Annotated in this window: 18 protein-coding genes; 10 read left to right on the forward strand and 8 right to left on the reverse strand. The window is 67.4% G+C overall.

Annotated features, from left to right (window positions below; all coding sequences use genetic code 11):
• The first annotated feature begins 75 nt into the window (after positions 1–75).
• From AB0F86_RS26870 to AB0F86_RS26885, 4 genes are read left to right on the forward strand one after another with little or no spacing between them, the layout of a single operon-like run.
• On the forward strand, positions 76–1371 hold the full coding sequence (locus tag AB0F86_RS26870) for an amino acid deaminase (protein ID WP_356987380.1): 1296 nt from the start codon (positions 76–78) through the stop codon (positions 1369–1371).
• A gap of 9 nt (positions 1372–1380) precedes the next feature.
• On the forward strand, positions 1381–2988 hold the full coding sequence (locus tag AB0F86_RS26875; RefSeq protein WP_356987378.1) for a D-aminoacylase: 1608 nt from the start codon (positions 1381–1383) through the stop codon (positions 2986–2988).
• Complete coding sequence (gene eda, locus AB0F86_RS26880) at positions 2985–3626, forward strand: bifunctional 4-hydroxy-2-oxoglutarate aldolase/2-dehydro-3-deoxy-phosphogluconate aldolase (protein WP_356987376.1); 642 nt, start codon at positions 2985–2987, stop codon at positions 3624–3626. The genes AB0F86_RS26875 and eda overlap by 4 nt, the downstream gene beginning before the upstream one ends.
• 11 nt (positions 3627–3637) lie before the next feature.
• Complete coding sequence (locus AB0F86_RS26885; RefSeq protein ID WP_181697737.1) at positions 3638–5068, forward strand: gluconate:H+ symporter; 1431 nt, start codon at positions 3638–3640, stop codon at positions 5066–5068.
• Here AB0F86_RS26885 and AB0F86_RS26890 read toward each other — a convergent pair.
• Complete coding sequence (locus AB0F86_RS26890) at positions 5021–6061, reverse strand: MBL fold metallo-hydrolase (RefSeq protein ID WP_356987374.1); 1041 nt, start codon at positions 6059–6061, stop codon at positions 5021–5023. The genes AB0F86_RS26885 and AB0F86_RS26890 overlap by 48 nt on opposite strands.
• A gap of 46 nt (positions 6062–6107) precedes the next feature.
• On the opposite strand from AB0F86_RS26890, the gene AB0F86_RS26895 reads away from it, so the two are divergent.
• The gene (locus AB0F86_RS26895) at positions 6108–6530 is read left to right on the forward strand and encodes a MerR family transcriptional regulator (RefSeq protein WP_356987372.1); all 423 of its coding nucleotides are present in this window, start codon (positions 6108–6110) and stop codon (positions 6528–6530) included.
• A gap of 25 nt (positions 6531–6555) precedes the next feature.
• On the opposite strand, the gene AB0F86_RS26900 is transcribed toward AB0F86_RS26895, so the two are convergent.
• Complete coding sequence (locus AB0F86_RS26900; protein ID WP_356987370.1) at positions 6556–7122, reverse strand: TetR family transcriptional regulator; 567 nt, start codon at positions 7120–7122, stop codon at positions 6556–6558.
• Between the two features lie 162 nt (positions 7123–7284).
• On the opposite strand from AB0F86_RS26900, the gene AB0F86_RS26905 reads away from it, so the two are divergent.
• Positions 7285–8400 (forward strand): FAD-dependent monooxygenase, encoded by a 1116-nt coding sequence (locus AB0F86_RS26905; RefSeq protein ID WP_356987368.1) that lies wholly within the window; start codon positions 7285–7287, stop codon positions 8398–8400.
• A gap of 297 nt (positions 8401–8697) precedes the next feature.
• On the opposite strand, the gene AB0F86_RS26910 is transcribed toward AB0F86_RS26905, so the two are convergent.
• The gene (locus AB0F86_RS26910; RefSeq protein WP_356987363.1) at positions 8698–9669 is read right to left on the reverse strand and encodes a YafY family protein; all 972 of its coding nucleotides are present in this window, start codon (positions 9667–9669) and stop codon (positions 8698–8700) included.
• Between the two features lie 61 nt (positions 9670–9730).
• Here AB0F86_RS26910 and AB0F86_RS26915 point away from each other — a divergent pair, with 61 nt between their 5' ends.
• The 3 genes from AB0F86_RS26915 to AB0F86_RS26925 all read left to right on the forward strand — a co-directional run bounded on the left by AB0F86_RS26915 (position 9731) and on the right by AB0F86_RS26925 (position 11496).
• The gene (locus AB0F86_RS26915; protein ID WP_356987361.1) at positions 9731–10222 is read left to right on the forward strand and encodes a pyridoxamine 5'-phosphate oxidase family protein; all 492 of its coding nucleotides are present in this window, start codon (positions 9731–9733) and stop codon (positions 10220–10222) included.
• A 141-nt stretch (positions 10223–10363) separates the two neighbouring features.
• Positions 10364–10933, forward strand: coding sequence for a TetR/AcrR family transcriptional regulator (locus tag AB0F86_RS26920; RefSeq protein ID WP_356987359.1), 570 nt, complete (start codon positions 10364–10366; stop codon positions 10931–10933).
• On the forward strand, positions 10930–11496 hold the full coding sequence (locus AB0F86_RS26925) for a hypothetical protein (protein ID WP_356987357.1): 567 nt from the start codon (positions 10930–10932) through the stop codon (positions 11494–11496). The genes AB0F86_RS26920 and AB0F86_RS26925 overlap by 4 nt, the downstream gene beginning before the upstream one ends.
• Here the strand turns inward: AB0F86_RS26925 and AB0F86_RS26930 are convergent.
• The 5 genes from AB0F86_RS26930 to AB0F86_RS26950 are packed head-to-tail and all read right to left on the reverse strand — an operon-like array spanning position 11465 to position 17069.
• A complete protein-coding gene (locus tag AB0F86_RS26930) occupies positions 11465–12550 on the reverse strand; it encodes an MlaD family protein (protein WP_356987366.1) in 1086 nt (361 codons plus the stop codon). The genes AB0F86_RS26925 and AB0F86_RS26930 overlap by 32 nt on opposite strands.
• Positions 12551–12552: 2 nt before the next feature.
• The gene (locus AB0F86_RS26935; RefSeq protein ID WP_356987355.1) at positions 12553–13359 is read right to left on the reverse strand and encodes an SDR family NAD(P)-dependent oxidoreductase; all 807 of its coding nucleotides are present in this window, start codon (positions 13357–13359) and stop codon (positions 12553–12555) included.
• Positions 13356–15008 (reverse strand): bifunctional 3-(3-hydroxy-phenyl)propionate/3-hydroxycinnamic acid hydroxylase, encoded by a 1653-nt coding sequence (locus tag AB0F86_RS26940; RefSeq protein WP_356987353.1) that lies wholly within the window; start codon positions 15006–15008, stop codon positions 13356–13358. The genes AB0F86_RS26935 and AB0F86_RS26940 overlap by 4 nt, the downstream gene beginning before the upstream one ends.
• Entirely contained in the window at positions 14998–15936 is a 939-nt protein-coding gene (locus AB0F86_RS26945; RefSeq protein ID WP_356987351.1) for a fumarylacetoacetate hydrolase family protein, read from the reverse strand. The genes AB0F86_RS26940 and AB0F86_RS26945 overlap by 11 nt, the downstream gene beginning before the upstream one ends.
• Complete coding sequence (locus AB0F86_RS26950; protein WP_356987364.1) at positions 15933–17069, reverse strand: VOC family protein; 1137 nt, start codon at positions 17067–17069, stop codon at positions 15933–15935. Before AB0F86_RS26950 ends, AB0F86_RS26945 begins: the two co-directional genes overlap by 4 nt.
• Before the next feature lie 146 nt (positions 17070–17215).
• Here AB0F86_RS26950 and AB0F86_RS26955 point away from each other — a divergent pair, with 146 nt between their 5' ends.
• A complete protein-coding gene (locus AB0F86_RS26955; protein ID WP_356987349.1) occupies positions 17216–17863 on the forward strand; it encodes a TetR/AcrR family transcriptional regulator in 648 nt (215 codons plus the stop codon).
• The last annotated feature ends 90 nt before the right edge of the window (positions 17864–17953 follow it).

A 17953-nucleotide genomic window follows, 5' to 3' on the forward strand; every position in this document is an offset into this window, starting at 1 on the left:
AACTCACGTTGCACATAGTGCAATAGCTGTCGGACATGTCCGATCGTGCTGTGTACCCGCCGGGAAAGGGATGCTGTGACCATCGACAACGATGTCGTCGACGCGCTGGCCGCCGAGCTGCTCGGCCCGCACATCAAGAGCGCCCCACCCGCCGCGTGGGGCCACACGGTCCGCGAATACTTGACGGGCGCACCGCGACTCACGCACTGGCAGACGCCGCTGCTCACCCTCGACCGTGCTGCCCTCGACGACAACCGAGCGCTGATGGCCGACTGGAGCAGTGCAGGTGGTGTCGCGCTCGCCCCGCACGGCAAGACCACCATGGCGCCGCAGCTGTGGCGCGAACAGCTGCGGGCAGGCGCCTGGGGGATCACCCTGGCCACCGCCTGGCAGGCACAGCTCGCCCGCTCCTTCGGGGTCGGCCGGATCCTGCTCGCCAACGCGCTGGTCGACCCGATCGGGCTGGCCTGGGTGGCCGAGGAGTCGGCGCGCGACGAGAATTTCGAGTTCTACTGTTGGGCCGACAGCGTCGCCACCGTCGAACTGATGGACAAGATCCTGCGCGACACCGCGCCCGGTCCGCCGGTCCGCGTGCTCGTCGAACTGGGTGGCGCGCATGGCCGTACCGGTGCGCGGACCCGTGCCGAGGCGCTCGCGGTCGCGCACGCCCTGGTGGGCAGTGAACGTCTCGTGCTGGCGGGCGTGGGTGGATACGAAGGCGCGCTCGCCCACGATCGCACCCCCGCGGCGCTGACCGCGGTTCGTGGCTATCTGCGCGAACTCGCCTCCCTGCACATCGAGCTCGGCGAACTGTATTCCGGGCCCGCGGTCGTCTCGGCGGGTGGCAGTGCCTATCCCGAACTGGTCGTGGAGGAACTGGCCGGTCTGGGATCGGACCAGCTGCCGACCGTGCCGGGATCAACCACCGTGGTGTTGCGTAGCGGGGCGTACCTCGTCCACGACGACGGCTTCTACGCGGGCATCTCCCCGCTGAGCGCCCCCGCCGCCGACCCCGGCTTGCGTTCGGCGATGCACGGCTGGGCTCGGGTCGTCTCCCGCCCGGAGCCGGAACTCGCCCTGCTCGACGGCGGCAAACGCGATTTCCCCTTCGACGAGGGCCTGCCGACACCGCAACTCGTGGTCGGCGGGGCGGCACTCCCCTCGGGCGCGCATGTGAGCGCGCTCAACGACCAGCACACCTTCCTGCGTCTGCCCGGTGCCACGTTCGCGGATCTTCCCGTGGGAAGTGTTGTTCGGCTGGGTCTTTCGCATCCCTGTACCGCCTTCGACAAATGGCGGCTCATTCCCGTGATCGACACCGCCGAGACGGCGCACCCGCGCGTGGTCGACCTCATCCGCACCTACTTCTGACGGACGACCATGACCTCCTTGCTCTTTCGTGACATCGATATCGTCGACGGCACCGGCGGACCACGTACCCACGGTGACGTCCTCGTCCGCGACGGCCGCATCGCCGAGATCGCCGACTCGATCCACACCGACGCCCGCGTGATCGGTGTGCGGCCGGGCTCGGTCCTCGCGCCGGGCTTCATCGATATGCACGCCCATTCGGATCTGTACCTGCTCACCCACCCCGAGCACATCCCGAAGATCACCCAGGGCGTCACCACCGAGGTGATCGGGCAGGACGGGCTGTCCTACGCGCCGATCGACGACGCCGCACTCGCGCTGGTGCGCAAGCAGATCGCCGGCTGGAACGGCAATCCCGCGGATTTCGACTTCTCCTGGCGCACCGTCGGGCAGTACCTGGACCGGCTCGACCAGGGCATCACGCCCAACGCGGCCTACCTGGTGCCGCAGGGCACGCTGCGCCTGCTCGTCGTGGGCGCCGACCAACGTGCGGCCACCACCGCCGAAATCGACCGGATGTGCGCACTGCTCGCACAGGGGCTCGACGAGGGCGCGGTCGGCATGTCGAGCGGGCTCACCTATACGCCCGGAATGTATGCCGACACCGGTGAACTCGCCGCCCTGTGCGCCGTCGTCGCCTCCTACGGTGGCTTCTACGCTCCGCACACCCGCTCCTACGGTGCGGGCGCGCTGGAGGCCTACGCCGAGATGATCGGTCTGGCGAAGGCCACCGGCTGCGCCCTGCACCTGACCCACGCCACCATGAACTTCGGCGTGAATCGCGGTCGCGCACCGGAATTGCTCGCCATGATCGCCCACGCCCGCGCCGACGGCTGCGACATCACCCTCGACACCTATCCGTACCTGCCCGGCGCGACGACGCTGTCGGCATTGCTGCCCAGCTGGGCGATGTCGGGCGGTCCCGACGCCGCGCTGGACCGGCTCGGCGACCCGGCCGCGCGCAGCCGCATCGCCACCGATGTGGACGTGCACGGGTCCGACGGGTGTCACGGTGTCACCGTCGAGTGGGAGACCATCCAGATCAGCGGTGTCGGCAACGACGAACTCGCCGAGCACGTCGGCCGCACCGTCGCCGAGATCGCCGCCGAGCGCGGCACCGCGCCCGTCGAGGTGTTCTTCGAGCTGCTGGTCCGCGACCAGCTGGCCACCACCATCCTGCAGCACGTGGGCCACGAGGAGAACGTGCGCGCGATCATGGTCGACGCCGGGCACATGGGCGGCAGCGACGGTTTGCTCGTCGGCGCCCGCCCGCACCCGCGGGCGTGGGGCACCTTCCCGCGCTACCTGTCGCGCTATGTCCGTGAGCTCGGCGTCCTCGGTCTCGAGGACTGCGTGCATCACCTCACCGGCCGTCCCGCCGCCCGGCTGCGGCTGGCCGAGCGCGGGCTGATCCGGCCCGGTTTCGCCGCCGACCTGGTGGTGTTCGATCCGGCGACGATCCACGACACGGCCACGTTCGAGCAGCCACGTCAGCAGGCGCGTGGTATCCAGCATGTGCTGGTCAACGGCGAATTCGCCGTGGAGAACGGCACCGCGACCGGGGTCCGCGCCGGTCGTGCCCTGCGTATGGACGCCACGCGAGAGGAGACCCGATGAATCCGCTGCTGAGCTCGTCGTCACGGGCGATGGAGGTGATCCGGGCCGACCGGGCGCTCACCGTCGTTCGCGCACCCGCCGTCCCCGATCCCGTCGCACTGGCCGAGGCACTGGCCGGCGCGGGGTTGCGTGCGGTCGAATTCACCTTCACCACCCTCGGTGTGCTCGACGCGATCGCGAAGGCGCGCAGTGCCGCCGACGCGGTGATCGGCGTGGGTACCGTCACCACCCGCGACCAGGCGGCGGCGGCCGTCGACGTCGGCGCACAGTTCCTCGTCACCCCCGCGGTGCGCCCGGAGGTCGCCGAAGTCGCTGTGGCGAACCAGATTCCGGTCATCATGGGGGCTTTCACACCCACGGAGGTGCTGGCGGCGGTCGACCTGGGTGCGGCAGCGGTGAAGATCTTCCCCGCCCGCTCGCTCGGCCCCGCCTACCTCAAAGACCTGCTCGGCCCGTTCCCGCACGTGTTCCTGATTCCCTCCGGCGGCGTCAACACGCACAACGCGCGGGAATACCTGCAGGCGGGCGCCATCGCCGTCACCGCGGGCACCGAGGTGGTCGCGCCCCTGGACGTCGCGAGCTCGCGCTGGTCCGAGATCGGCTCCCGGGCCGCACGTTTCGTTCATTCGCTGGATTGAGAGGTTTGTCCATGGGCGCCACAGTCGACTGGTTGCGCACCACCACCCCCGGGTTGCTGGTGCTGTGCGGTCTCGCGATCGCCGTACTGCTCATCGCCATTATCAAGATCAAACTGGAGCCGTTCGTCGCGCTGCTGCTCACCGGTCTGTTATTGGCGCTGGCCGCCGGGCTACCGGTCTCCGAGATCGTCGGCACCCCGCTCAAGGCGGGTGAGTCGCTGCTCGAGACCGGCTTCGGCAATATTCTCGGACACATCGCGGTGATCATCGGGCTCGGCACCGTGCTCGGTGCGATCCTCGAAAGATCCGGTGGTGCCGATGTTCTCACCGACAAGCTGCTGCGGGTGTTCGGTGAGAAGGGCGCGCCCGTCGCGATGGGCATCCTCGGTCTCATCTTCGGCATCCCGGTGTTCTTCGACATCGGCATCTTCGTCCTGGCACCCCTGATCTACGTCGCGGCCAAGCGCGGTGGGCGATCGCTGGTGCTCTACGCCATGCCCATGCTGGCCGGTCTGTCCATGACGCACGCGTTCCTGCCGCCGCATCCTGGCCCGGTCGCGCTCGGCGGGCTGCTCGGAGTGAGTCTCGGCTGGTTGATCGTGATGGGATTCGTCTGCGGCATACCGGGTTTCATTGCGGCGGGCATCCTGTGGGGCACCTATATCGGCAAGCGCGTCTTCGTACCGGTTCCCGAGGAATTCGTTCCGCTCGAACCCGACACCGACGACGAGGAGGGCGGCATCGTCGCCACCGGCGTGGTCACCAAGGCGCCACCCTCGGTGGCATTGATCGGCGCCATCATCGCCATCCCGCTGGTACTGATCCTCGGCGCCACCTTCGGATACCAACTGCTGGACAAGGATTCGTCCCTGCTGCAGGTGCTCACCTTCTTCGGCACGCCCGCCGTGGCACTGCTCATCACCGTGCTCGTGGCGTTCTATCTGCTCGGTATCCGGCGTGGCTCCACCGTGCAGGAACTCAGCGTCATCACGGCCGAATCGCTCAAACCGGTCGGCATGGTGCTGCTGGTCGTCGGTGCGGGCGCGTTCTTCGGCAAGGTCATCTCGGCCACCGGTATCGGCACCGCCCTGGCCGACACGATGTCGGCGGCCGGCCTGCCCGTCATCGTGCTCGCCTACCTCATCAGCTGCGGCCTGCGGATCGCCCAGGGTTCGGCCACGGTCGCCATCGTCACCACCGGCGGCATCGTCGCCCCGCTGGTCGCCGAGCAGAACTACTCGCAGATGTCGATCGCCCTGATCGCCATGGCGATCGCCGCGGGCTCGATCATCCTCAGCCACGTGAACGACGGCGGTTTCTGGATCATCGCGAAGTACTTCAACATGACGGTGAAACAGACACTGCAGACGTGGACGGTGCTCGAAACCGTGTTGTCAGTGGTGAGTTTCGCGGTCGCGGCGCTGCTGTTCTCGATCGTGTAGCGGTTCGGCGGCAACCGGGCTGTCCTGCGTGGGCAGCCCGGTTGCGCTGTCTTCGGTCCATGCGCACGCGGCCCGGTGGTCGTGGCTGGGGACGATGCGGACCGCATCGCGAACAGCGTGCAGGCGATGGATCGTTCGCCAGGCCCCGGTGCGGTCGTCGTCGGCCAGCGCACCGGGGTAGCCCGACTTCTGCCGCAGCGCGGTGGTCTGGAGGTTGTGCCAGACCGCGTCGCCCGCCAGCAGGACGGGCCCGCGTGCGGTGCGGAGCAGAATTCCGATGCTGCCCGGTGTGTGCCCGGCCAGATCGACCAGCACCACCGCGCCGTCGCCGAACACATCGTGGCTCGCGGCGAAGGTGAGGACGGGCGGGCCGTCGAGTTCGTAGCAATCGAGCGGGCGATCGCGGACGGCTTGCCGCACGCCGCCGACGGGGGCGACCGGGCCGGTCATCGCCCACCGGTGTTCGGGCCGATGCAGCCGCAACGGCAGGCCCGGCAGATCGAGCAGTCCGGCGACATGGTCCCAGTGCAGGTGGGTGGGCAGCGCGAAGTCGATATCGTCGGCATCGATTCCGCTGCGCTGCAAAGACTCTCGGATGTCGAGCACATCGCTCGGTGGGTTCACCGCGACTCGCAGCACCTGCGGTAGTTCGGCTATCGCCCGGCGCCGCACGTCGACGCAGATGCCCGGGTCGACGAGGAAGGTCGCCCGGGGGTGTCGCACAACGAAGGCCGTCATCGCGGATTCGATCCGGCGCGGAGTGAACACACCTTCGACGACGGCGGCGGTCGGCACGCTGCGGGCATTCTGCGCCAAGGCGACCAGTTCGACCGTTGTCGAGCCACGCGGTAATCCGTTGTCCCGCAGTGCGGAAAGGAATGGGCGATCGGGTCGGCGCGGCAGTACAGCGCCGGTGATCGCCGTCGTCGCGGCGCGGCAGCATTGCCAGATATCCGGCGTCGCTACTCGCTCGCCCTTGTGCTCGGTTGTCATGGAGCTACGCTAAAACTTCAGGTGGACCTGAAGTAAAGAGGCGAACGTGACCGATACCGCCGGACCGCGCCGAATCGGTGATGTCGCCGTCGAACTGGGTGTCGCCGCTCATGTGCTCCGTCATTGGGAGGACGTCGGGGTGCTCGTTCCGCCCCGGGCGCCGGGCGGTCACCGGGTCTACAGCGATGACCTGGTGGTGCGGGCTCGTCTGGTGCTGCTCTGTCAGCGCGCCGGGCTTTCGCTGGCCGAGATCAAGGACCTGTTCGCGGCTCGGTCGCGTGCGGAGCGGGTCGAACTCTTCGCGGGCAAGCAGGCCGAACTCGGTGCGCGCGTGCGTGATCTCACGCGCACCATCGAATTCCTCGCCCACGTCCTGCGCTGTACACACCCGATCGTCGATGAATGTCCGGAGTGCGTCGGGTTCAGTCGCGAGGATGCGGCGAAACGCATCGGCGCGTTGTTCGGGTAGCCGGGTGCGTCGGCCGCGAGGTGCGTCAGCGCGCCTTTCGGGCAGGCGACGAGAGGATTCGAGTCAGCCGTTCGAGCGCCTCGCGGGGGTCTTTGCCGTGCTCCGCGCCGGTGAGGCGATGGATGACCGCGCCGTCCATGTAGTCGACCAGGATTCCGGCATCGACCGGGCCGATGCCCGCCTGAGCGGCGAGCTCGACCGCCTGCTGGCGTAGTCGGCCGTGCCCGCGTCGCAGCGATTCGGCAACGGTCGGCATCGCTTGGGCTTCGCCGAAGAGGGCGAGGCGGGCCTGGGTGCGGATGCGGTCGGTGGTCGTCGCGTGGGTGATGAATCGGGCCAGTGCGTCGACGAGGTGGTCGACGGTGGGCGGCCCGAGAACGCGGTGCAGGGTGCTCCAATCGGCGTGATCGCGCTGCTCGAGACGCTCGGCTACTCCGCACAGCAGCGCTTCCCTGGTGCGGAAGTAGTTCGACGTGGAGCCGGCGGGCAGGTCGGCGGCTTGGTCTACGGCGCGATGGGTAAGGCCACGTGAGCCGCGCGTGCCCAATACCTCGATGGCCGCGTCGAGGATCTGTTCGCGTTTGGTTGCCACACATCGATACTACGGACGTAGTGATGGACACTACACCCGTAGTGTCAGGCACTACAGCTGTAGTACGGTGGCATCGCACCGGGAAGGGCGTCGTGTGGAAACCCCTTCCGGTCCGCAAGTGGTACCCGGACAGGGATCGTCACTCGATACGAAGGGTTCGGAATGGCTACAGCGATTGTTGTCGGCGGTGGAATCGGGGGGACGGCGGTCGCCCTCGGGTTGATCGAACGCGGCTGGTCGGTGCGAGTGCTCGAACGGGCGGCGCGGTACACCGAGGTCGGGGCGGGAATTTCGCTGTGGCCCAATGCCCTGCGGGCGCTGGACTTGCTCGGTGTCGGCGAGGCGGTGCGGGCGCAGGGGTTGGACGATGTGTCGGCGGGGATTCGGGACGAGCGTGGGAGATGGCTGTCACGGACCGATGTGGCGACTATGCGGCGTCGATTCGGGGCGCCGGTGATGATCCATCGGGCTGCGTTGCTGGATATTCTCCGAGAGGCTCTGCCGGAAGGGGTTGTGGAGACGGGGATTTCGGTGGAGCGGGCCGATCTGGACGGGACGGTCGTGCATTCGGCCGGGTCGGGGCGAGACATGAGCGAGGTCACTGCAGATCTGGTTGTCGGCGCCGACGGTATTCGCAGCGTCGTGCGGCGGGCCGTCTGCGGGGAGGTCGCGCCGCGTTATGCCGGGTACACGGTGTGGCGTGCTGTGGTCGGTATCGCCGAGCCACTGACCGAATTCGGTGAAACGTGGGGTCGGGGTGCGCGTTTCGGCATGGCGCCGTTGCCCGATGGGCGCATCTACTGCTTCGCGGTCTACGACGCGGAGGAAGGTGTCGGCGGCAGTTTCGCTGAGGTACGTGCTCGCTTCGCCGGCTGGCATCATCCCATCCCTGCGTTGCTCGCGGCTGCCGATCCGAGCACGGTGCTGCACAACGATATCTATGAACTGCCTGCGCTGACGACCTTCACCGCAGGTCGTCTCGCGCTGCTCGGCGATGCCGCTCACGCTATGACGCCGAATCTCGGGCAGGGCGGGTGTCAGGCGCTCGAGGATGCGGTTGTTCTTTCGCGGCTGGCCGGTACGCCTGATGGGTTGAGGCGCTATGACTCCGAGCGTCGGCCTCGTACGCAGATGATCGCTCGGCGGTCGGGAACGATCGGGGTTGTCGCTCAATTGTCCGCGCGGCCGTTGGTCGCGGTTCGTGATGCGGCTTTGCGGATGACTCCGGCCAGTGCTCAGTTTCGTTCGCTGGGAAAGGTTTTGGATTGGGTGCCGTGAGGTTGGGTTGGGGCAGTGGTCGTTGTTTCGGGCGGTGCTGGTAGGTGTACCTGCCGCACTTTCGCCCGGACAGAACCACTGCGGTGGTTTGTGCACCAAAAAGGTATTGGGCTGTATTTTTGGAGCGCTGGCGCGCTCGAGCGCGGCCCCTGAGGGGCCGCGCGAACAGCGCTCGAGACTCGCGCCTGCGGCGCATGCGCTTCGAGCGCTGTTCGCGCGGCCGGGCCGCTGCGCCGCTTCGCGGCGGACCCTCCTCGAGGTCGGGTCGTGGGGGCTGGGAGTGCGGTCATGGCGGATTTAGGTGGTGCGGTAGCGGGCGGCTATGGCCTCGGTGATCGTCCGTAGGTGGGCGCGGAACTCGGGTGGAGCGAGGACTTCGATGTGGTCGGCCAGGGAGAGTAGGGCGTGGGTCAGTACTTCGTAGGATTCGGAGGGGATGGTGATGTCGGCCCAGCCGTCGGGGGCGGTGGGGCCGAGGGAGGCCAGTGCGGCGTGGACGGCTGCTGGGTCGTTCATGAGGTGCAGGAGGCCGAGGTGCTCGGTGGCGATCCGGCATTGTGCGCTGACTTTCAGCATGGACCGCCCGAAGTCGACCGCTGCTGCCTGCCAGTGGGCAGCGAGGTCGAAATCGGCTGGGCGGTCGAATGTTTCGCCGGTGGGGGCGGCCGTGTCAATTCGGCTTGCGCGGTAGGAGCGGATATCGGAGCGGACGCGCGCGACGAGATACCAGGTGCCCGCCTTCATCACCAGGCCCAAGGGGTCGACCGTGCGTTCGACGACGTCGTCACCCCGCCGGTAGGTGATCGCGAGGCGGCGGTCGTGCCAGACGGCGTCGGCGATGGTTGCGAGGGTGGGGGTTTCGTCGGGGCGGTGGAACCAGCCGGGCATATCGATGTGGACGCGTTCGGCGATGCGAGTGGCCCGGCCGCGCAGTTCCGGTGGCAGCGCGGCCAGCATTTTCAGCTGTGCGGTGGCGAGGACGGTGCCGAGGCCGAGGTCGGCGGCGGCGCCCGGTAGGCCGGCCAGCAACACGGCGTCGGCCTCGTCGGAGGTGAGGCCGGTGAGCCGGGTTCGGTATCCGTCGACCAGTCGCACCCCGCCGCCGCGCCCGGGTTCGCTGTACACCGGCACACCCGCCGCCGACAGGGCCTCCACATCCCGGTACACCGTGCGCACCGACACCTCCAGCTCCCGCGCGAGCTCCCCGGCCGTTGCCCCGCCGTTGGCTTGCAGCAGGAGCAGTAGCTGTACCAGCCTGCTCGCTCGCATACTCCGAGGCTAGCCGCGAACCTTGACACAGGATGTCAAGGTTGCGTCGTAGCGTGGGCGTATGACCACTTGGAGCCAGTTCACCGAGGAAGCGCCGCGCATCTGCGAGCTGTTCCTGCGCAGACACCGAGCCACCGGCAATCTGTGCATGCTCGGCACCCTCCGCGCCGACGGATGGCCACGGATCAGCCCGATCGAGCCGATGGTCTTCGAGAACATGCTGGTGCTGGCGGGCATGCCGGACACGCGCAAGTTCGACGACCTCGCCCGCGACCCCCGCTTCTGCCTGCACACCGCAACCGTCGACACCAACGTCACCGAGGGCGACGCCAAACTCTTCGGCACCGTCACCGACCTGAAGGACGAATCCGTCCACGCCCGCTTCGCGCAGAAACTCTTCGACGACAGCGGTTTCGACATCCGCGGCCAGAAATTCGACCACTTCTACATCGCCGACCTCACCAGCGCCTCCACGGTCGAAGTCGCCGACGACCAGCTCGCCATCACCATCTGGAAACCCGGCGAAGGCGAACGAGTCGTCACCAAACGCTGAATCCCACCACCGACGGCGCTGGTCAGCCGATCACCACGCTCTGGTGGCGGCATCGTCTGAAAGCCCGCCGCCACCACAGCGTGGTGATCGCGCGTCCGACCGACTATGGACTATGGCTGACTGGTCAGTCATTATTAGCCCATGTCGAAGCGAGTGGATGTGGATGCGAGGCGGACCGAAATTCTGGAGGCGGCCGTCCGGGTCTTCGCCAGAAAGGGGTTCGCCGCATCGCGGATCGAAGATGTGGCGGCGGAGGCCGGGGTCGCGAAAGGGAGTGTCTACCTCGCGGTCAGCAGCCGGGAGGAGCTGCTCACCGCCGCGTTCGACCAATACCGTGCGCGCGCGGAACAGCAACTCGCCGCGCCGGGAACCGGGCCCGCGTTGGATCGGCTGGCTCAGTTGATCCGGTCGACCGTGGCGATGCTGGCGGCCCACCCGGATTACGCGCGCGTGTTGCTGGACGTGTGGTCGGCCAGGACACCGTTGGACATGGCCGCTGTCTACGAGGGCTACCGGGCGGCCGTCGCGGAATTGCTGCGCGCGGCCGACGCCGAGGGGCAATTGCGGGCGGGCATCGGCGACGCGCACGCGGCGGTGATCGTCGGCGCCATCGAAGGGTGTCTGGTGCAGTGGCTGGCCGATGACCGCATCGCGCTCACCGATTTGACCGAACCCCTCGTGCAAGTGTGCGTGGAAGGTATCCGGCGATGACGATCACCGACCGGCTGATAGCGCCGGGAGCGACGAGAAGCGAAGCAGCCCTGTGCTATTCGTCCGCGGTCTTCGGTGGGGTGACGGCTGCGCTGCTCGCGCGAAACGCAGGCGGCTCCGCGCTGATCGTCGCGGTTGTCGCCCTGATCGGCTTCGACCTCTTCGGCGGCGCCGTGGTCAATGCGACAGCATCGGCCAAAAACTGGTTCCACCGGCCCGGCCGAAGCACCCGCCATCACCTCACGTTCGTCGCCGTCCACGGCCAACCGTTCCTGCTGGCGTTGGTGGTCCCGGGTTTCGGTTGGTGGGTCGCGGCGGCCATCTACAGCCTCGTCCTCGCGGCGGCCGTCGTCGTGCTCTCGGTGCCCGATCAGCTGCGCGTGCCGATCGCCTTCGCCGCCACAGTATTCGGCGTCGTGATCACCACGACAATGCTCACAGTGCCCACCTTCCTGCTCTGGTTCGGCCCGGTACTGCTGATCAAACTCCTCCTCGCGCACCTCCAACCCGATACCGCCGCACCGGTCCAGGCTATTTCGTGGTCCCCAGCAGTGCGGCGGTGAACCCGTAGTCGGGGCCGAGGTCATGCAAGTTCCCGGAACGGCAATCGTCGGAACGCATCTGGATACGCTCACAGAACAGACTGACCATCTCGCCGGAGAGCGTGGTCCCGATCAATGCGTGTGAGCGGAAGATCTTGCGCTCGGGGTCCATCGCGCCGTCGATGTTCTGCATCAGCAGGGGCGCGATATCGACGATCTCGATCATCGCGCCGGAGTTGGCGCGCAGCTGGTTGGTGACGTTCGTGATTCCGGTCAGCGATGCCGACAACGTGTCGGCGTGCTCGCCGAAGGTCGTGGAGGTGTTGGCCAGGAACCCGTTGAGCTGGTCGAGGGTGGCCTGCAGGCCGGGGGCCTGTTCGGCGAGCAGCCCCGACATCTGGGTGACCTGGTTGCTGAAGTCGCGCACCGACTGGTCGTTGTCGGCCAGCATCGTGGTGAGCTCGTTGAGCTTGATGATGATGTTGGAGATCGCGTCCTTGTTGTCGATACCGACCTTCAGCGCCGACGACAGGGCATCGAGGGTTTCGCGGATCTTCTGGCCGTTGCCGTTGAGCACCGGGTACAGCACCCGGCCCGAGAGCGGACCGAGCCCTTCCTGGCCCTCTTCGGGCTCGAGTGCGGCGGCGAACTGGTCGATGGTCTTGATCATCGTGTCCAGCTCGACCGGGGTCCTGGTGCGCGCCTTGGGCAGGTGATCACCGGACTCGAGTGCCTCCCCACCGGTATAGGGCGGGGTGATCTCGATGTGGCGGTCGGTGACGATCGAGGGGGAGATGATCGCGGCGATCGCCTCCTTGGGGATCTTCACCCCCGACTCGATGGTCATGTGGACCTCGACGAAGGTGCCCTTGGGCACGATCTTGTCGACCTTGCCCACCGCGATACCGAGGACCATCACGTCGTTGCCCTCGAAGATCCCCGCGATGTTCTCGAAATCCGCGGTGATCTGGGTCGAGCCATCGCGTGCCTGCTCGGCGCCATGTAGCGAACAGCTCGCGATCATTGTCACCGCCGCTGCAGTGAGGAGGAGGCGAAACCGTCTGTTGTGCAGCAGCTTCACGATGCGGTCCTGCCTCCGTACGCCCTGGCCATGGCGGCCTCGATCACCCGGCGTGGCAACAACCGCTGAGCCAGGAACACGACAGGCGCATTGGAGCCGACGGCGTAGAGCGGCAAAGTGCGCTCGGCGTCGATAGCTTCGAGCACGGTGCGGGCGACCTCGTCTGCCGAGATCCCCGTGGCCTCCTTGGCATCGAGGGCGGCGATCGCCGCGGTGAACCGCGCACGGTAAGGGGAGTCGTCGCCCAGGTACTTCGTGCGGCGTCCGGACAGTCCGGTGGCGATGGAGCCGGGTTCGACGGTGGTGATGTCGATGCCGTACGGCTTCAACTCGTAGCGCGTGGCGGTCGCGAAACCTTTGAGGGCGGCTTCGGCCGCGACATAGGACGATCGGTAGGCGAGCGGGAAGCTCGCGAGCATGGACCCGATATTGACGATCTTGCCGCGACCGCATTCCCGCATCCCCGGCAACAGCAGCTGGATCAGTTCGACCGCACCGAAGACGTTGAGCTGGAACAACCTCTGCACGGCGTCCATCGGCAGCTCTTCGAGCGGTCCACATTGACTCTCCCCGGCGTTGTTGACCAGCACGTCGACGGCTGTGCTGTCGAGTGCGTCGACGAAACGGGCGATCGAGCCACGATCGGTGAGATCCAGATCGCGGTAGTCCACCCCCGGCACGGGATCAGCCACGGTGGAACTGTCACGGCTCGTCCCGAGGACGTGGTAGCCGCGCGCGACCAGGGCGGCGGCCACGGCCCGCCCGATTCCGGAGGACGCTCCGGTGACGATCGCTGTCTTCATGCCGACTCCCGTCCGGCCGAACGAGCGCGAGCGGAAGACTCACCGGCCTGCGAATGATGTGGTCTACGAAGCACTTCGGTCTGCGGGCCGGTTCGACCACGGTCTGCGGGCGCGGTCGACAGGGTGGGGCAACTCGGTACGCGGGTATGGAGGGAAGAGACCGAGCGAGAAGCCGCCAGTACGGTTTTATCGGGGCGCACGATCGCGGCGCTCGCTCGTCCACGGCGCAGCCATTCGCCGAGCTCCGACGACGCCGATACCACCAATATCGCTGCACCGCGCCGGTCGAGTTCGGTCCGCTGTTGGCGGGAGATCGGGGCGGTCGCGACGAAGAGGAAACGCCCGGCAGCGATGTCGTCGACCCGCCTGCCACCCTCGACCAGGCAGTTCGGGCACAGCGATCCGGCCAGGTCGAGCGGCCGAAACGCGCGTCGCGCCACGAACATCGACCGGGTCAGTCGCGGTGTGGCGCTGTCGGTCAGCTTGGCTTCGAGGCCGGGAACCCGGCCGAGCACGGGCCACACCCACTCGCAGGCCAGGGCGCGGGTCGTCGCGCCGCACGTCATCGCCCATCCGACGGCGACGGCCAGCGCGATCATGGACCTGACGTGCGGTTCACGCTCGGTTCGATAAGAGTCGAGTGCGTCGTCGGGCAGTGCCGAGCCGAGGACGGCGACCAGCTTCCAGATCAGATTCTGGGCGTCGCGCAGACCCGCGCCCATGCCCTGCCCGATGAACGGCGGGGTGAGATGCGCCGCGTCACCGAGCAGGAAGATCCTGCGATCCCGCCACCGGTCGACCACCTGGGCGCGAAAGGTGTATCCGGCGGACCGGATCAGCGTCAGGTGGGGATCGCTCACCTCGCGTAGCCAGGGGGACAGGAGCGGCTCGATGGCGTCGAGTGTGGCGAACTGGTCCGCGGACTCGTCGTCACGCAGACGGAACTCCCAGCGGTAGCGGGCGGCGCCGATGCGCATGTACGTCGCGGCCCGTTCCCGGTCGCACACCTGGTGCACGCCATCCCACTGCCCGAGGTCGGCGTCGGTGGCGATGTCGACCACCAGCCACCGCTGTTCCAGACCGAGATCGCGCATGCGTGCACCGATCGACGCGCGCACGACACTGTTGGCGCCGTCGCAACCGAGTACGAAATCCGCTGTGACAGTGCGCGTTTCACCGGCTTCTGCAGCGAGGTATCGCACACGGGCGTGCTCGGGCGTGTTCGCCACGTCCAGCACCTCACAGCCGCCCCGCATTAGGACGCCCGCCGTCGATGCCAGCCGCGACCGCAGCAGGACTTCGAGATCCGGCTGGTCGAACATGTTGGCCGGCGGGAATCCGTGTGGCATCCGGGCGGGATCGCGCTCGAACTCGGCGAGCGTGGCGATGGCGGAGTCGACCAGCCGAAGGCCGCGGCCGGGCCGGGAGATCTCCGCGAACGCGTCGCCGAGACCGAGGTCGGCGAGAATGCGGTACACCTCGTCGTCGAGGTGCACCGCCCGCGGCTGCGGATACACCTTCTCCCAGCGATCGAGGATCAGACACTCGATGCCGTATCGCGCCAACAGCAATGCGGCGGTCATGCCGGTCGGACCCGCACCGACGATCACGACCGGGTAGTGCTCGATCCGGCCTTGCTCAGTGCCCATAACGCACCCTGGTGCGCTGAACGCCGAGGTCGAGCGCGCCGTCCGGTGTCGAGACGGTCAGCTCGAGCACATCGCCGTCGTGCAGGTAGTCCGGGTTCGATGCCTGCTTGGCGAAGAAGATCTTCCACTTGAGCGCGGGCGGGATCAGCGAACCGAGAATCTCGACGGGTTTGGCGGGGGCCTTCAAGGCGGTTCCGCCCGGGGTGCCGGTGAGCAACAGGTCGCCCGGATCCATACGCTGGAAACCGGTCAGGGCGCGCAGGGTTTCGAGTGGGCCGTAGATCATGTCGGCCACCGTGCTGTGCTGGCGCACCCGGCCATTGACGCGCACTGTCAGGCACAGCTCGTCGAATCTGTCGAACTCGCCCGCTTCGAGCAGCAGCAACACCGGGCCGACCGGTGTGAAGGTGGGATAGGACTTACCCTCGTAGAACTGGGTTTTGGGCAGTTGGACGTCGCGGGCGGAGACATCGTCGGTGATGACCAAACCGGCGATGAAGCCCCCGATATTCGACGCGTCGAGTGTGGTGCCGACCGGCAGCGGCGCGCCGATGACGAGCCCGATCTCGATCTCGTAGTCCAGCAACCGCACGTGCGGCGGTTTGACGATGTCGTCCTCCGGACCGCTGATGGATCCGGACGATTTGCGGAAAAATGTCAGCGGAACCGTCTGCGGGTTCATCCCCGAATCCCGCACGTGCGACACGTAATTGGTCATCTGCGCGACCACCCGGCACGGCGCGGTCACCGGGGAGACCAACGCCAGGGTCTCCACCGGCGTGGTGTCGGTGCCGCGGCGTGCCGATTCGATCGCGGCGCGGTCGGCCAGCAGTTCGCCCGTGGTCACGGCCTCGGTGTCGATTCGGGCAGCGCCGTCTGGGGTCAGTACCCACCATGCGTCGTTGGTGCGCACCACGGAAATGCTCATGAGCCGGCTACTTTCAGAAGGCCCCGCAAGCGCTGGGCGTCGAATTCGTTGTCTCGGTGGAGCGAAGAGAAGAGGGAACGCAGTTCCCGCAGCGAGTTGCGGCTCGGTGCGATACCGAGGAAGTCCTTGGTCGCCGGTGGGCCCCACTGCGCCAGCCCCGAGGCCGTCATCGGTGCCCAGCCGGGTTCCAGTGAGCTGTCGAACAGGTCACCGTCGGTGAAGTGCTCGACGAGGAAACCGTCGGGATCGCGCCAGTAGTCGAAGATCTGACTGCCCTGGATATGTCGTCCGATTCCCCAGGACCGCCGATAGCCACGTGCGGTCAGGAACTCGCCACCGGCCGCGAGCGCGTCGAGGTCGCACACCTGATACGCCGAATGCACGTAACGATCCGAGGGGCCGAGCGTGATGGCGAGGGTGTGATGGTCGGTCGGCGTGTTCCCGCGGTCGCAGCGGATGAAGGCCATCACCGGCCCGCGTGCGCGCTGTCCGTCGAAGTACAGAAAATCGCTCACGATCAGGCCGAGATGCTCCAGATACCAGTTCAGGTTCTCGAGGAAGCGGGTGCGCGAGACCACGACATGGCCGAGCCGCTCGACACGGGCAGGCACCCGCGGTGGTCGCTGCGTCGCGTTGATCCGCGGGGTGGATGCACCGACGTTGAGTGGGTGCGCGGGCTGCCCCGGTAGCTCTGGCAACTGATGCGTGCCCGCCACGACCCGGACGGTCCCGCCACCCGGGTCGTGCAAGGTGACGCCCGTTCCGCCGAGGCTCTCGGGTAGCCGTCGTACTCGATGACCTGTCGCTTCGGCGAGCCTGAGCAGGTCGGACTCCTCGGCGGCCTGGAACGCCGCGCCCGTGAAGTGAGAGCGCACTGCCTTCCGGACGATCACGCACGGCGTGCCTGCCTGCGTGCCGCGCAGGTGTATCTCCGCCGAGCTGCGGTAGGCGACCGAGAACCCGAACGCCAGCGCGAACGCTTCGGCCTTCAGCAGGTCGGGCTTGCCGAACTCGAGCCAGGCGAGGCCGGCGACCTTGACGATCGGGTTTCCGGCGCGGCCGGGGTGCTCGCCCGGCAGCGCGCCCTGATCGACGTGCAAGTCGCGATGTGTGTCGCTGTGGCCTACCGACATCTCGCCTCCTCCTCGGCATTCGCTATTTCTGACGATATCGTCAACTATGACTATCCGTTCAGTCAAGGGTTCTGAGGAATTCGTCAGCTTTGATGGTGGATAAGATCGCGGCAGGTCGAACCACTGCCGGAAGGTGACCAACGACGATGCCCACTGCAGCGAACCGGCTCGAACGCCGCAAAGCTCGCACCCGCTCGGCGCTGATCGCGGCCGGGCAACGCTTTATCGCCGAGGGCAGGCTCAACGCCCCCATCCTCGAGATCACGCAGGCCGCGGACGTGGGAATGGGCTCGTTCTACAACCACTTCGCCAGCCGGGAAGAACTGTTCGTCGCGGCGGTCGACAGCGCGTTGGAGTCGCTCGGCGACTACCTCGACGCACTGACGGCCGACCTCGCCGATCCGGCGGAGATATTCGCCAAGTCGTTCCGTATCGTCGGGCGACTGTTTCGGCTGCAGCCCGACCTCAGCCGGATCCTGATCAACTCCGCCGCCTCGCTGATCGAATCCGACCACGGCCTCGCGCCGCGCGCCGAACGAGACATCGCCGCCGCGACACGCGCGGGACGTTTCGTCGTCGAGGACACCGACCTGGCGATGGCGCTGGTGACCGGATCGCTACTCGGCCTCGGACGCCTGCTGCTCCGGCAACCCGACCGGGACTGTGCCGTGACCGTAGACGACATGACCGTCGGAATCCTTGTCGCACTTGGCCTCTCGCGTAACGATGCCGAGGAGTTGTGCAGTACACCGGTGTCGCTGGATGCCGTGCCCGGCACGGACGGTGACGGCTGACCGGGTGGTGCCACCCCCGTGCTGTCTTGCGCGGGACTCGCGTGGTCGCACGGGGACACGCGCGGTGCCGGGGATCGGGTGGTGGGCTGT

Source organism: Nocardia sp. NPDC023733, from assembly GCF_040639775.1.
GTDB lineage: Bacteria > Actinomycetota > Actinomycetes > Mycobacteriales > Mycobacteriaceae > Nocardia > Nocardia rosealba.

What these genes read in the sequence shown, in the direction of transcription:
- AB0F86_RS26875 (WP_356987378.1), top strand. Translation starts at nt 1,381, where the DNA reads ATGACCTCCTTGCTCTTTCGTGACATCGATATCGTCGACGGCACCGGC.
- eda (WP_356987376.1), top strand. Translation starts at nt 2,985, where the DNA reads ATGAATCCGCTGCTGAGCTCGTCGTCACGGGCGATGGAGGTGATCCGG.
- AB0F86_RS26885 (WP_181697737.1), top strand. Translation starts at nt 3,638, where the DNA reads ATGGGCGCCACAGTCGACTGGTTGCGCACCACCACCCCCGGGTTGCTG.
- AB0F86_RS26890 (WP_356987374.1), bottom strand. Translation starts at nt 6,061, where the DNA reads ATGACAACCGAGCACAAGGGCGAGCGAGTAGCGACGCCGGATATCTGG.
- AB0F86_RS26905 (WP_356987368.1), top strand. Translation starts at nt 7,285, where the DNA reads ATGGCTACAGCGATTGTTGTCGGCGGTGGAATCGGGGGGACGGCGGTC.
- AB0F86_RS26910 (WP_356987363.1), bottom strand. Translation starts at nt 9,669, where the DNA reads ATGCGAGCGAGCAGGCTGGTACAGCTACTGCTCCTGCTGCAAGCCAAC.
- AB0F86_RS26915 (WP_356987361.1), top strand. Translation starts at nt 9,731, where the DNA reads ATGACCACTTGGAGCCAGTTCACCGAGGAAGCGCCGCGCATCTGCGAG.
- AB0F86_RS26920 (WP_356987359.1), top strand. Translation starts at nt 10,364, where the DNA reads ATGTCGAAGCGAGTGGATGTGGATGCGAGGCGGACCGAAATTCTGGAG.
- AB0F86_RS26925 (WP_356987357.1), top strand. Translation starts at nt 10,930, where the DNA reads ATGACGATCACCGACCGGCTGATAGCGCCGGGAGCGACGAGAAGCGAA.
- AB0F86_RS26935 (WP_356987355.1), bottom strand. Translation starts at nt 13,359, where the DNA reads ATGAAGACAGCGATCGTCACCGGAGCGTCCTCCGGAATCGGGCGGGCC.
- AB0F86_RS26940 (WP_356987353.1), bottom strand. Translation starts at nt 15,008, where the DNA reads ATGGGCACTGAGCAAGGCCGGATCGAGCACTACCCGGTCGTGATCGTC.
- AB0F86_RS26945 (WP_356987351.1), bottom strand. Translation starts at nt 15,936, where the DNA reads ATGAGCATTTCCGTGGTGCGCACCAACGACGCATGGTGGGTACTGACC.
- AB0F86_RS26950 (WP_356987364.1), bottom strand. Translation starts at nt 17,069, where the DNA reads ATGTCGGTAGGCCACAGCGACACACATCGCGACTTGCACGTCGATCAG.
- AB0F86_RS26955 (WP_356987349.1), top strand. Translation starts at nt 17,216, where the DNA reads ATGCCCACTGCAGCGAACCGGCTCGAACGCCGCAAAGCTCGCACCCGC.